This window comes from Streptomyces sp. NPDC048523 (genome assembly GCF_043199815.1).
GTDB lineage: Bacteria > Actinomycetota > Actinomycetes > Streptomycetales > Streptomycetaceae > Streptomyces.
In genome coordinates this window covers 538864-551029 of record NZ_JBICWQ010000006.1, presented here as the reverse complement: position 1 = coordinate 551029, position 12166 = coordinate 538864, and the positions used below count along the sequence as shown (strand labels likewise).

The window sequence follows — 12166 nt, the reverse complement described above, 5'->3', positions numbered from 1 at the left end:
GGCCGTCCGGGTGCGGAAAACGACACGACACCCCGACCCCGCCCGCCTACCGTGGGCCCCATGAGCGCCCCAGCCGACATCGACGTCCGTGCGGTCACCGAGGCCGAGTATCCCGAGTGGCTGCGTGCAGTGCGGGCCGGGTTCCTGCGGGAGCCCGTGGTGCCAGCGGCGGAACTGGAGGCCCGTAGGACTCAGTTCGCGCCCGGCCGGAGCCTCGGGGCCTTCGACGGGGACCGCTGCGTGGCGACCTTCCGTTCCTTCGCGCAGGAGGTGACGGCGGTCGGGGGCCGGCTCGTGGCCGCGGACGCGATAACCGCCGTCACCGTGACCGCCACCCACCGCCGGCGCGGCCTCCTGACCCGCATGATGCGCCAGGACCTCGCCGCCGCGAAGGAGCGCGGAGACGTCCTGGCCACGCTGATCGCCGCCGAGTACCGGATCTACGGCCGCTACGGCTTCGGCCCCGCCACCACGGGCACCGAGTGGACGATCGACGTCCCGCGCGCCGGCCTCGACCTCCGTGGCCCGGATCTGGACGGCGGCCGTATCGACCTGGTGGACCCCGACGACGTACGCAAGCTCGGTCCCGAACTGCACGACCGGATGCGCCGGGCCACTCCGGGGGCGATCAGCCGGGGCGACTGGTGGTGGCAGCTGAACACGGGTGCGGTGCGCCCCGACCCGGCGTGGACCGAGCCGTTCTTCGCGCTGTACCGGGCGCCGGACGGCATGGTCGAGGGGCTGATGGCGTACGAGGTCGACGACAAGTGGGCCGACACCATGCAGCCGTCGAACACGGCGAGCGTGCGGGACCTGATCGCCTCGACCCCGGCCGCCGAGCGCGCACTGTGGCACTACCTGTGCTCGATCGACTGGGTCATGCAGGTCAAGAGCGGCTGGCGGGCCCCCGACGACCTGCTCCCGCACCTGCTGCCGAACCCCCCGGCGGCCAGGATCAGCATGCAGTCGGACTGGATGTGGGTGCGGATCCTGGATGTCGTACGGGCCCTGGAGGCGCGGACGTACGAGGGCGAGGGGGAGCTGGTGCTGGAGGTCGTGGACGGGTCCGGGATCGCCGGTGGCCGCTACCGGCTGGAGGCCTCGCCCGCCGGGGCCACCTGTACGGCGACGACGCGCAGCGCCGATCTCACCCTCGACGTGCGGGAGTTGGCAACGCTGTGGCTCGGGGACGAGTCGGCGGTGCGGCTCGCTGCGCTGGGGCGGGTGCGGGAAGAACGAGCGGGCGCCGGCCGGGGGGTCGACGCCCTGCTGCGCACGTCCAGGCGACCTTGGTGCCCGGACATGTTCTGACGCTCCCTTCGGGCGGGGACGGTGGGTGGTGTTCCAGGTGGTGCTCTCGCATCCGTAGCGAGCTGTTCAGTTGTGGCGGTTCAGTTGTGGCTGTGCGGGTGTGTGCAGCTGTCGCTGCTGTTCAGTTGTCGGTGTTCAGTTGTGGCTGTGCAGACCGACCGGGCTCCCGGCTCCCCTCCAGGGGGGAGCCCGGTCAGCCGGATCCTGGGCCCGGCGGGCGGGCGGGCGTCATCCGGACTGGGCGAGCAGCATCACGAGGATGACCGCTCCGATGCCACCGATCGCGACGTTCTTGGACTTGACGCCGATGGTCAGGGCGACGAACGCGACGATGCCCATCGCGCCCCACTTCCACTGGACGAGTGCCTCGAAGCCGACGGCGAGAGCGGCGATGGCGATGGCGACGAACGGCATGACGGTCCCCCTTCGGGACGTTGGTCCCTGTCGACCACCGAGGTGGCCAACCCTGTGAAGTTTTGACCATGTTTCTCAAGGTTGACCAAGTTGGCGACCAACTTCACTGTACTTATCTCCGCTTGGATGCGGCTCATAACCACCTTCCGGCGAACTGCCCAAAGATGGCGGGAAGTTGTAGTGTTTGGTCGTGGACCCGAAACACGCCTCCGCCAATGGGCGGAAGAGGTCACAGAGGCCACAGAAGTCCCATCGTGAGGTGGCCGACGAACTCCGCGCCCGGATCCGGTCCGGCACGCTGCGGGCAGGTCAGCGCATGCCCACCCAGGCGCGGCTGGCCGACGAGTTCGGGGTCGAGCGGGGGGTCGTACGGCAGGCGCTGTACCTGCTGCAGACGGAGCATCTGCTCACCAACGTCTCCAAGGGAAGCCCGGCGACCGTCGCCCCCGACCTGGGGCTCAGCAGGGCGGGCACCGGCCCGGGGGCCGCTCCACAGCCCACGATGGTCACGCTCGGCCCCCGGATCGCCGCCGCGTTCGCGGCTCCGCACGTCGAGATAGAAGCCCTGTGCCTGACGTCGGTGTCCCTGAACCTCGCCGTCGGCGAGGGGCTGCGACAGATCCACGCCGGACAGCTGAATCCGGCCAAGATCGACGTCCGGGTCCTGATCCCGGGCCGGGACATCGACCTCGCCTTCCCGGTGCCGGTCGGGGGCCGCCGCGACGGCGACCCGGTCCACGAGCGCTGGCTGGCCCATCGCAACGCCCAGGTGCAGGTCCTCCAGCACAACCTCCTGGCCCTGCGCGCCACGCACGGCATAGACGTGCACGTCTCCTTCCGCGCCCTGCCCTTCACGCCACCGGTGAAGCTCTACCTGCTGAACGGCATGGAGGCGCTCTTCGCGTACTACACGCTGACCCGCCGCAAGGAGGAGATCGACGACGAACACCTGGAGTTGTACGACTCCGAGGGCACCCAGTCGATGCTGTTCGCCTTCGAGCAGGGCGCCGGCCTGCGGGACACGACGTTCGTGGAGCAGTCCCACCTGTGGTTCAACGCACTGTGGGAGACGATCAGTTCGGAGCTGGTGCTCTCGGGCTGAGGTCTCCCACAGGGGCGGATCCGGTTGCGCTCGGGTCATAGGGCCGGTCCCGCGACCAGCAGGGCGAGCACCACGGCCCCCACCGAACTGATGGCGGGGTTCTTGGCCTTGAGACCGATGGTGAGCAGGAGCATCCCGATGATGCCGCTGGCACCGTACTTCCACTGCAGGGTCTGCTCGACGCCGACGACGAAGACGGCGGAGAGGAGGGCGAGGGCCGGCATGGTGGTTCCCCCTTCGGGCATCGGGCTGGGTGAGGCGGGTGGTGATGCGGAGGCAAAACTTCCACCAACTCAGTGAAGTTGGCAGCCAACTCTACCTATGTTGTCCCCACTTGGTTGGGGTTGATAAACAACTTCGGAACAACTCCCCGTAGATGGATTGGAGTTGTACCGTTTGGTCGTGACCCAGGAGAACGTGGCAGTGAACGGCAGCAGAAGGCTCTCGCCCCAGGAAATCGCCGACACCCTGCGGGAACGCATCCGCACGGGTGACCTCAAGGCCGGTGACCGCCTCCCCACCCAGGCCGAACTCGCGGAGGAGTTCGGGGTGGAACGGGGCGCGGTCCGCCAGGCGCTGCGCGCGCTGCAGGAGGACGGGCTGCTCAGCAATGTGAGCAAGGGGAGCCCGCCGCGGATCGCGGAGGTGCCGGTCACCCAGGGCGGACCGCAGCCGACGATGGTGGCCCTGGCGCCCCGCCTGGCCGACGCGTTCGCCGGCCCGGACGTCCGGATCGACGCGGCCTGCCTCACGGCGGAGTCGCTGATGGTGGCCCTGAGCGAGCCGGTCCGCCTCATTCACGAAGGCCGGATCCGCCCCGAGTCCATCGATGTCCGCATCCTGCTGCCCTCCCGCGACATCAACCTGGCCTTCCCGGTCCCGGTCGAGGCCCCCGACGACGACAACCCGGTCCACCAGCGCTGGCTGGAGATGCGCAACGCCCAGGGTCACGTCCTGCGCCACAACCTCCGCTCCCTGCGCTCCTCCCACGGGATCGACGTCAAGGTCAGATTCCGGGCGTTGCCGTTCACGCCACCGGTGAAGCTGTACCTGCTCAACGGCGTGGAGGCGTTGCTCGCGTACTACATGGTCGCGCGCAGGGAGGAGGCGACCGACACCGGGATGCTCGACATGTACGACGTCCTCGGAACGGAATCCCTGCTGTTCTCCTTCGACAAGAACGCCGGCCAACGCGACGCCGCGTTCGTCGAGCAATCGCAGAAGTGGTTCGATGCCCTCTGGGAAACCATCACGACGGACCTGACACTCTCCTAGTGACTCCTGAGACGACGCACACTGAACAGGTGACAGCGCACACCGAGAACGAGACCGGGAAACTGCAGGGCCTGATCACCCGTGCGCGGGTGGTGCTCTGGGACTTCGACGGACCGATCTGCAGCCTGTTCTCCGGGCACTCGGCGGCGAAGGTGGCCAGCGAACTGGTGGAGTGGCTGGAAGGGCGAGGCCTGCGCGGCGTCGTCACCGACGGCGAGCGCAGCACCCTGGACCCGCATGTCGTACTGCGTGCCGTCGATGCTCGGCACCCGGGCAGTGACCTGGTCGCGGAGTTGGAGGAACGTCTCACCAATGAGGAGTTGAGAGCAGCCTCCTCGGCGATGCCGACGGCGTACGCCGACCCCCTGATACGCACATGGACCGCAGTGGGCTCCCGGTTGGCCATCACGACGAACAACTCACCGCGCGTGGTACGCAAGTACCTTGCCGGCCGCGGTCTGGTCTCCTGCTTCGCCCCGCACATCTACGGTCGAACCCAAGAACTGCACCACCTCAAACCGCACCCGCACTGCCTCAACCGTGCGCTGAACGCCATGGGTGCCGCCCCCCGCGACGCGCTGATGATCGGTGACACCCCCTCCGACTACCTCGCGGCCCGGAGCGCCGGCGTCCCGTTCCTCGGCTACGCGCGTAACGGACACAAGGCGAAGCTGCTGAGCGATGCCGGAGCCGAGTCGATCGTCGAGTCGCTGTGGCCGGTGCTGGTGGGACTCAGGGCCTAGGCCTGGACCATCAGCAGGACGAAGACCACGGCGCCGACCGACAGACACGTCGTGTTGCGGGCCCGGAAGCCCACGGCGACCAAGGTCAGGCAAAGGACGCCGATTGTGCCGTAGCGCGTCTGGAACAGCTGGTCGACGACCAGCAGCGCGAAGGCGGACAGTAACTGAAAGACGATCATGATTCCCCCAGCCGCGACTTCCTGAGAAGCGATCAACTCCCAGTCCAATTGGACTGTTTTCTTGAATTGGTTGTGCCCAGGTTGACTGATCGCCTAACGGCCTTTCAACTTCCCTTTGTGTGTTGCTGTTGTGGCAGCCAATATGTCCGGTAGTGGTACGGTCGCGATGTGAGTACGGATCGTGGTGACAGTGTTGCCAGGGGGCAGGCGGTCCTGGAGGCGCTGCGTGCCCGGATCGCCGAGGGTGTCTACCCGCTGGACTCCATGCTGCCCACGCAACGGGCTCTGGCCGAAGAGTTCGACGTGTCACGAGACACGGTGCAGCGTGCACTGCGCGAGCTGAAGATCGAAGGCTGGATCGAGTCCCGTCAGGGCAGTGGCTCGCGGGTGGTGAGGCAGCCGATACATTCCGTGACCCGTTCGCCTGCGGCGGCCCCCCGTGTTCGGGCCGCGCTGGGGCCCTTCATCCAGCGGGCCTTCTCCCAGCCAACAGTCCAATTGGACGTGTTCACCCTCACTTCCGAGAGTCTGGACGCGCACATCAGGCTGCAGGCCGAGCGCGTCCGCACGGGGGAGATCAGGCCCCCCGAGCGCATCGAAATGCGCCTGCTCTTGCCTGACGAATCAGTCAAGTTGCCGTACCCCCGGGCCAAGCGGATGCCGGACGGGAGTGGCCTGGAGGAGGTGGACCAGCTGCTCCAGGAGCGGCTGCACAGCATCACCCGGCGGCATACTTCCTCACTGCGAGCCGCTCTGCGGGACCTGGAGACGGAGGGGCACGTGCAGTCCGTCGATGTCGAGGTCCGGAGGATCCAAGTGGTTCCGGCCTTCAAGCTCTACCTGCGCCGCACGGCCGAAATACTGTTCGGTCCGTATGAGGCCGTGGAGCGCTCGATCCTGCTGGACGACGACACGGAGATCGAAGCCGTGGACGTCCTGGGCCTGGGCTCGGTTCTGACGCGCCACGTCAATGACGAAGGCGACCCGAACTCCACCGGAACCGTGTTCATAGAGAGCTGGCAGGCATGGTTCGACTCCTGCTGGAAATTGCTGACCTCGCAGCTCGCAAGCCCTTCGATCGACTGACCCGTCTCATACTGAGCCCGTCACCGGTCGATCACGAGTGGGCTAACTACGTGGCTCTTTGCCAAGGTTGGCCGCAAGCTCATGTTGTGTAGGTCTAGAGTATGACCCATTCTCCTCCCGGCCGCATGACCTTTATAGGTAACGCATAGCTATTCAGGAGTGCCCCTTGGGTGGTCCACCATCGCCTGGAGCCCGACGCTCGGCGCCCGACGCCGCGTTGCGCTATGCCAGGGCACTCGGAGAGTTCGGCCGGGGGCACCACAACCTGAATTACATGGTGCGGTTGCTCAACGAGTCCGACCGCCGGCTCATGGGCTGCGAGGAGGGGGAGACCATCACGGTGCGGGAGCGGATCCGCACCGCGTTGCCCGTCGTCATCAGAACCTGGCAGGACGAGGCCGAGATCCTCGCCGCGATCCACGGCGTCCTGCCTCACGTGCCGCGCTGCCTCGCTCAGTACGGCGATGTGAGCATCCTGAGCTATGTGCAGGGCGTGCCGCTGTCCAGCATCTGCCCCAACGGCAAGCCGGTCGCGTCCCACCTCATCCAGGCGCTCGCAGGTTTGCTGGCCGACATGACGCAGGTACGCAGAAAGGATCTGCCGCCCCTCCCGCAGTCCTGGCCGCGCTCCAGCCGCGACAGCCGAGCCTTCCTGCGCACACTGGCGATTACCGCTGACGAGCAGGTGCGGCGGCACAACTGGGGCAGGTTCGGCGGTCTGTTCGCCACGCTGGGCATCCCCGAGGACGCGCTCGTGCGCTTCGCCGAGCGTGTTCCGTCAATGATCAGCCGCCCTTTCAGCCTGCTGCACACCGACCTGCACCGCGACAACGTGATTGTGTCGTACCACGGTGATCCGCCACTGATCTGCGTCGACTGGGAGCTCGCGAGCTACGGCGATCCCTTGCACGACCTAGCGACGCACCTGGTGCGGATGCAGTATCCGGATCATCAGTGGTGGGAGGTGGTGGAGGCGTGGCGCACGGGCATGGGGCAGCGCCGGAGCAAAGCGGTTCACGGCCTGGAGCGGGATCTCAAGCACTACGTGGCCTTCGAAAAGGCCCAGTCCGTCTACCCGGACGTGATGCGTGCGGCGACCTCGCTGGGTGATTCCTACGGACAGCGGGACCTGGACGCGGCCACCCATGCCGTACACCGTGCTCTGGTGGCAGCTGCGGAGCCCCTGCGTCTCAAGAGCGTGCCCGACGAGAAGGCCATCGAGCGCATCCTGTTCCGCTGGAACGCCTCGCACGGCAAACGGCACAGCCGGGAGCGTGCCGTGTCATCCATCCAGTGGGAGCGCGACGATCGTCTTCTGGAGCATCCGCTGTTTCCGAGGCGCGCCGTGTCGGAGGCATTGTTCGAGGAGGGAGCGGCCTCGGCGGGGCACGTGTTCAAGGGGACGGCACATCTCAGCACCGCGGTGCGGGTATCGGCTGCCGACTATCCGGATCCGGTCATGGTGCGACGGAAGGTGGGCACGTACAACTCCCGCGAGCGGAGGTACCTGTACGAGCACGCGGTCCTCCGCGCGATCGAAGTCTCCGGAGTGCTGGTGCGGGCTCCGAGAGTGCTGGCGCTGGGCGTCAGTGAGCTCGGCGACGAGTTCACCATCCACACGTACGAGGGGCCCAAGGGAGAGATCAAGCATCCGCAGCATCCTGTGGACGGACTGCTGCCCCACGAGGCGGACGACCTCGTCAACCAGCTCGAGGCACTGAGCTTCGTCGATCGGGAGAAGCTGGAAAAACTCGACCCGAACGCTTCATCCGTAAACTTCTTCCAGGGGCTCTGCGATGAACTGATCCGACTGGTAGGGGAACTCCCCAAGCGGACCTCCGACCTGGCCCGCGAGCTGGGACTGCCGAGCAGTCTGCGCCTGGGTGAGATCCTGCGCCGGCACGAGGTGACGTCGCGTCGGCCCGTCCTCCTCCACGGCGACCTCAACCCGTGGAATCTGATTCGCCGCGAGGACGGATCGGGCCTAACCCTCATCGACTGGGAGATGGCGATGGTGGGCGACCCTCTGTACGACCTGGTCCGCCACATGCATCTGACTCCCACGCTCCCAGAGATCCGGGAGCGACTGCTCACCCGCTGGTCGAGGCTGTTGCCGGAGGAGTGCACGAGCGGCTGGGCGCAGGACTGGCGGGTGTACCGCTGGATCGAGACCGTCCGTTCGGCGTACGTGGACCTCGATCGTCTGGTGACCGGCGACAGCCTGGAAGCGCCCAATGTCCGCCGTGCGGTGGAGCGGTACACGATGACCCTGGCCGAGGCGACCGCGAATCTGGGCCTCAAGACCAAGTCCATGGCGAACCCGTATCTTGCTCTTGCCTTGCCGCACGGAGACCATGGAGGACTGGCGGCGGACGGACCCCCAGCCGCCATGTGACGTTCGGCCGGCAGTCCCACACGGGGCAGGGGCTGCGGATGCGAGAGCGTGGGAGAGCGACCTCGTCGCCGAACCATGGGTTCCGGTACCGAGCCCGAGTACTTCGACCCCAAGGGCTGTCGGACCGAGCTCGATGTCTGGTCCCGCAAGGACGGCGACGACGCCGATGCCTCCGTCGCGATCTGGAACAAGCACTTCGACGACCTGTGGGGTCTGGCCGAGAAGCCACCATGGCGCTGCACTTGCCCGCGCTGACCGAATCAACAGCGTGACCACGCTTCCGCGGCTTCGCCGCCATCCGCCTCTTCCTCAAAAGGGCGCCGACGCTGTCTCCACGGCCGGGCCGCCGCAGCCGCCGAGACCTCCAAGCCACCCCTCATCACCCCGCGGTGGCGTCTTCTTGACGGGCTGGAGCGGGAGGACGAGCCCAAGGGCGGCTTCTACGGCTGGCTGGTCGAACGGGGAGGTACTCCGGTGGATCCTCGGCCGCTACGAGGTGACCGAGCGCACCCCCGTTCTGCTGCACGGCGACCTCAGCCCCTGGAATCTGGTGCGTGCCGGGCGCCGGGGCGGGCTGACGATCATCGACTGGGAGATGGGGATGATCGGCGATCCCCTCTACGACCTCGTACGCCATCTGCATCTGACGCCGACGCGGACGGAGATGCGCATGCGTATGTTCGACCGCTGGATCGAGCAGATCCGCTCGGCCTACGTCGATCTGGACCGGATGACGACGGGGGCCGCGCTGAGCACGCCGAACGTACGGCGGGCCGTCGACGCGTACGAGATGACCCTGTCCGCCGCCACCGGCTCTCTGGGGCTGCGCAGGCGTGTCGTGCCGAAGCTGCCCGCCCCGCTCAAGGCGTCCTGACTCCCGACCCGGTGCGTAGGCTCACCCCATGACCGACCCCGGCCTGCGTGAGCGCAAGAAGCAGCGGACGTACGAGAACGTGTCCGAGATCGCCATCCGGCTCTTTCTGGAGAAGGGCTTCGACGCCGTCTCCGTCGCCGAGATCGCCGCCGCCGCCGAGATCTCCAAGCCCACCCTCTTCCGGTACTTCCCGGCCAAGGAGGACCTCGTCCTGCACCGGATCGTCGATCACGAGGACGAGGCCGCGCGGGTCGTGGCCGAATCCGAGGAGCGGCCCCTCGCCGCGCTCCGGCGGCATTTCCTCGACGGTCTTGAGCGGGAGGATCCCGTCACCGGGCTCAATGATCACCCCGCTGTTCTGGCCTTTCACTCGCTGCTCTACGGCACCCCCGCCCTGGTGGCCCGGGCCCACGGGCACCTGGAGCGGCAGGAGGCCGCGCTCGCCGAGGTGCTCGGGGGTGATCTCGACGCGCGGCTGGCCGCCGGGCAGATCATCGCCGTGCGGCGGATCCTCGCGATGGAGAACTGGCGGCGGATCGCCGAGGGGGAGACGGTCGAGAACGTGCGGGGAGATGCCGTGGCCGCGGCGCAGCGGGCGTTCGGGCTGCTGGCGGACGGGTTGTCGTGGCTCGCCTGAGTGAGATGCAGTAAAAGATTTAACCCAGTCTCATTTTCTCGCGTACGCTCGTCCCCATGACGTCAGCCGACCCCGCTTCCCCGATCGCCCTGAAAGAGGCCCTCCACCGCGAGCGCTCCCATCACGACCGGTGCCGTACCGCCCTTGCCGCCATGGTCGACGGGGCGCAGGAGCAGGTCGTCGTCGGTGAGAACGTCTCCGCCTCCGGTGCCGACGCCGAGGTACTCGGGTACCAGCTGCGCAGTCAGGCCAAGGAGATGCGGGAGCTGCCCGAAGGGCCGCTGTTCTTCGGCAAGTTGGAGTTCGACCGCGGTGACCATGCCGGGCAGGCGTATCACCTGGGCCGGCTGCGGATCACCGAGCATCCCGCCGCCCCGCCCCTCGTCGTCGACTGGCGTGCGCCCGTCTCCCGCGCCTTCTACCAGGCGAGCGCCCGCGAGCCGCAAGGGGTCGCCGTGCGGCGGCGGTTCGGGTGGGCGCCGGGGAGCAAGGGGGACTCCGCCGACCTCACCGGGCTCGAGGACGAGCACCTGGGCAAAGGCGAGTCGGGGCCCAGCGCCATCGTCACCCAGGAGATCGAACGGCCCCGCGTCGGGCCCATGCGGGACATCGCCGCGACCATCCAGCCCGAGCAGGACGATCTCGTACGGAGCGACCTCGCCGTTTCCGTGTGCGTCCAGGGCGCTCCCGGGACCGGCAAGACCGCCGTCGGGCTGCACCGGGCCGCCTACCTCCTCTACACCCACCCGCAGCGCATGCGACGCGGCGGCCTTCTCGTCCTCGGGCCCAACCGGACCTTCCTCTCCTACATCTCCCAGGTGCTGCCCGCGCTCGGCGAGAGCGGCGTACGGCAGTCCACGCTCCAGGACGAGATCGCCCGCCACCCGGTCACCGCCGCCGACGCCCACCCCACCGCCGTCCTCAAGCACGATCCCCGCATGGCGGAGGTACTGTGCCGGGCGCTCTACGCGCGCGTGTCGAGCGAGGGCGTCAACTCCCTGGAGATCCCGGACGGTTCGTACCGGTGGCGGGTCCGGGCCGGTGAACTCGCGCGGATCGTGGCGGACGTACGACAGGAGGCACCGCCGTACGGCGTCGGGCGGGAGCGGGTGCGCGGGCGGGTGGTGCGCAGTGTGCAGTTGCAGGCCGAGCGGCGGGCGGGGCCGCAGAACGGCGCCTGGGTGCAGCGGGTTTCGCGGTCGCGGGTGATGGGGGCGTTCCTCGACACCGTGTGGCCCAAGGTGCGACCCGAGGAGGTCCTGGCCGAACTACTCAGCGGCCGGTCGGAGTTGGCGGTCGCCGCCGAGGGGGTCCTCGACGCCGAGGAGCAGAAGAACCTGCTGTGGGCCAAGCCGCCGAGGTCGTGGAAGTCGGCGCGGTGGTCGGCGGCCGATCTGGTGCTGCTCGACGAGGTCGCGGGGCTGGTGGAGCATCCCGAGGGGTACGGCCATCTCGTCGTCGACGAGGCGCAGGACCTGTCGCCGATGGAATGCCGGGCGATCGCCCGCCGGGCCCGTTTCGGGTCGGTCACCGTGCTCGGGGACCTGGCGCAGGGGACCACGCCCTGGGCGGCCCGCTCGTGGCACACCGTCCTGCGGCACCTCGGCAAGCCGGACGCGGCCGTCGTACCGCTGACCATCGGCTTCCGGGTGCCGCAGGCCGTCGTCGGGTTCGCCAACCGGCTTCTCGCACACCTGGATGTGGAGGTACCGGAGGGGCGGTCGCTGCGCGGGGACGGGGAGTTGACGATTCGGCCCACCTCCCTGGACGCCTTGCCGGACACGGTCGTGGACGCGGTACGGGACTCGCTCGCGCACGAGGGGTCGGTGGGGGTCGTCGCGGCCGACGCCGACGTGGCACGCGTACGGCAGGCCCTCGACGCGGCCGGGATCGTCACCGCCGGACCGGACGAGCTGGGTGCGCGTGTGAGCGTCGTACCGGCCGGTGTGGTCAAGGGACTCGAGTACGACCACGTGGTGGCCGTCGAGCCGGCCACGATCGCGGAGGCGGAGGAACGGGGACTGCACCGGCTGTACGTCGTGCTGACCCGGGCGGTGTCACGGCTGGTGGTGGTGCATGGGCGGCCGCTGCCGTTCTAGCGTGGCGGTGGACGTCTGTGGGGGGAGGTTAGGGGGCTGCGGTTGGGGGGT

Annotated in this window: 13 protein-coding genes; 10 read left to right on the top strand and 3 right to left on the bottom strand. The window is 68.3% G+C overall.

Going from position 1 to position 12166, the window contains the following annotated elements:
* Window positions 1-60: 60 nt before the first annotated feature.
* On the top strand, window positions 61-1311 hold the full coding sequence (locus ACGFWE_RS31890) for a GNAT family N-acetyltransferase (protein WP_393603394.1): 1251 nt from the start codon (window positions 61-63) through the stop codon (window positions 1309-1311).
* A gap of 228 nt (window positions 1312-1539) precedes the next feature.
* Here ACGFWE_RS31890 and ACGFWE_RS31885 read toward each other — a convergent pair whose 3' ends face one another.
* Complete coding sequence (locus ACGFWE_RS31885; RefSeq protein ID WP_393603392.1) at window positions 1540-1725, bottom strand: hypothetical protein; 186 nt, start codon at window positions 1723-1725, stop codon at window positions 1540-1542.
* 184 nt (window positions 1726-1909) lie between these two features.
* Between ACGFWE_RS31885 and ACGFWE_RS31880 the strand changes: the two genes are divergently transcribed.
* Window positions 1910-2827, top strand: a complete 918-nt coding sequence (locus ACGFWE_RS31880; protein ID WP_393603390.1) for a winged helix-turn-helix domain-containing protein — start codon at window positions 1910-1912, stop codon at window positions 2825-2827.
* Between the two features lie 35 nt (window positions 2828-2862).
* Here ACGFWE_RS31880 and ACGFWE_RS31875 read toward each other — a convergent pair whose 3' ends face one another.
* Window positions 2863-3051 carry a hypothetical protein gene (locus tag ACGFWE_RS31875; RefSeq protein ID WP_031056585.1) on the bottom strand — a complete coding sequence of 63 codons (189 nt, stop codon included), beginning with the start codon at window positions 3049-3051 and terminating at the stop codon, window positions 2863-2865.
* A gap of 172 nt (window positions 3052-3223) precedes the next feature.
* Between ACGFWE_RS31875 and ACGFWE_RS31870 the strand changes: the two genes are divergently transcribed.
* Window positions 3224-4102 (top strand): GntR family transcriptional regulator, encoded by an 879-nt coding sequence (locus tag ACGFWE_RS31870; protein WP_393603490.1) that lies wholly within the window; start codon window positions 3224-3226, stop codon window positions 4100-4102.
* Window positions 4103-4131: 29 nt separating this feature from the next.
* Window positions 4132-4845, top strand: coding sequence for an HAD-IA family hydrolase (locus ACGFWE_RS31865; RefSeq protein ID WP_352391702.1), 714 nt, complete (start codon window positions 4132-4134; stop codon window positions 4843-4845).
* Here the strand turns inward: ACGFWE_RS31865 and ACGFWE_RS31860 are convergent.
* Window positions 4842-5024 (bottom strand): hypothetical protein, encoded by a 183-nt coding sequence (locus tag ACGFWE_RS31860; protein ID WP_352391703.1) that lies wholly within the window; start codon window positions 5022-5024, stop codon window positions 4842-4844. The genes ACGFWE_RS31865 and ACGFWE_RS31860 overlap by 4 nt on opposite strands.
* 168 nt (window positions 5025-5192) lie before the next feature.
* On the opposite strand from ACGFWE_RS31860, the gene ACGFWE_RS31855 reads away from it, so the two are divergent.
* The 6 genes from ACGFWE_RS31855 (at window position 5193) to ACGFWE_RS31830 (ending at window position 12115) form a co-directional block, all read left to right on the top strand.
* The gene (locus ACGFWE_RS31855; protein WP_352391704.1) at window positions 5193-6110 is read left to right on the top strand and encodes a winged helix-turn-helix domain-containing protein; all 918 of its coding nucleotides are present in this window, start codon (window positions 5193-5195) and stop codon (window positions 6108-6110) included.
* A 310-nt stretch (window positions 6111-6420) separates the two neighbouring features.
* Window positions 6421-8505 carry a phosphotransferase gene (locus ACGFWE_RS31850; RefSeq protein ID WP_393603387.1) on the top strand — a complete coding sequence of 695 codons (2085 nt, stop codon included), beginning with the start codon at window positions 6421-6423 and terminating at the stop codon, window positions 8503-8505.
* Window positions 8506-8580: 75 nt separating this feature from the next.
* The gene (locus tag ACGFWE_RS31845; RefSeq protein WP_393603385.1) at window positions 8581-8760 is read left to right on the top strand and encodes a hypothetical protein; all 180 of its coding nucleotides are present in this window, start codon (window positions 8581-8583) and stop codon (window positions 8758-8760) included.
* 241 nt (window positions 8761-9001) lie between these two features.
* Window positions 9002-9379, top strand: a complete 378-nt coding sequence (locus ACGFWE_RS31840) for a phosphotransferase family protein (RefSeq protein ID WP_393603384.1) — start codon at window positions 9002-9004, stop codon at window positions 9377-9379.
* A 28-nt stretch (window positions 9380-9407) separates the two neighbouring features.
* A complete protein-coding gene (locus tag ACGFWE_RS31835; RefSeq protein WP_393603382.1) occupies window positions 9408-10016 on the top strand; it encodes a TetR family transcriptional regulator in 609 nt (202 codons plus the stop codon).
* 56 nt (window positions 10017-10072) lie between these two features.
* Window positions 10073-12115: a HelD family protein gene (locus ACGFWE_RS31830; RefSeq protein ID WP_393603380.1), complete on the top strand. Its 2043-nt coding sequence runs from the start codon at window positions 10073-10075 to the stop codon at window positions 12113-12115.
* Window positions 12116-12166 lie beyond the last annotated feature (51 nt).

Bases quoted from the DNA above. Each gene is read 5' to 3' on its own strand.
- ACGFWE_RS31860 (WP_352391703.1), bottom strand. From the start codon at position 5,024: ATGATCGTCTTTCAGTTACTGTCCGCCTTCGCGCTGCTGGTCGTCGAC.
- ACGFWE_RS31850 (WP_393603387.1), top strand. From the start codon at position 6,421: ATGGGCTGCGAGGAGGGGGAGACCATCACGGTGCGGGAGCGGATCCGC.
- ACGFWE_RS31890 (WP_393603394.1), top strand. From the start codon at position 61: ATGAGCGCCCCAGCCGACATCGACGTCCGTGCGGTCACCGAGGCCGAG.
- ACGFWE_RS31885 (WP_393603392.1), bottom strand. From the start codon at position 1,725: ATGCCGTTCGTCGCCATCGCCATCGCCGCTCTCGCCGTCGGCTTCGAG.
- ACGFWE_RS31835 (WP_393603382.1), top strand. From the start codon at position 9,408: ATGACCGACCCCGGCCTGCGTGAGCGCAAGAAGCAGCGGACGTACGAG.
- ACGFWE_RS31845 (WP_393603385.1), top strand. From the start codon at position 8,581: ATGGGTTCCGGTACCGAGCCCGAGTACTTCGACCCCAAGGGCTGTCGG.
- ACGFWE_RS31830 (WP_393603380.1), top strand. From the start codon at position 10,073: ATGACGTCAGCCGACCCCGCTTCCCCGATCGCCCTGAAAGAGGCCCTC.
- ACGFWE_RS31875 (WP_031056585.1), bottom strand. From the start codon at position 3,051: ATGCCGGCCCTCGCCCTCCTCTCCGCCGTCTTCGTCGTCGGCGTCGAG.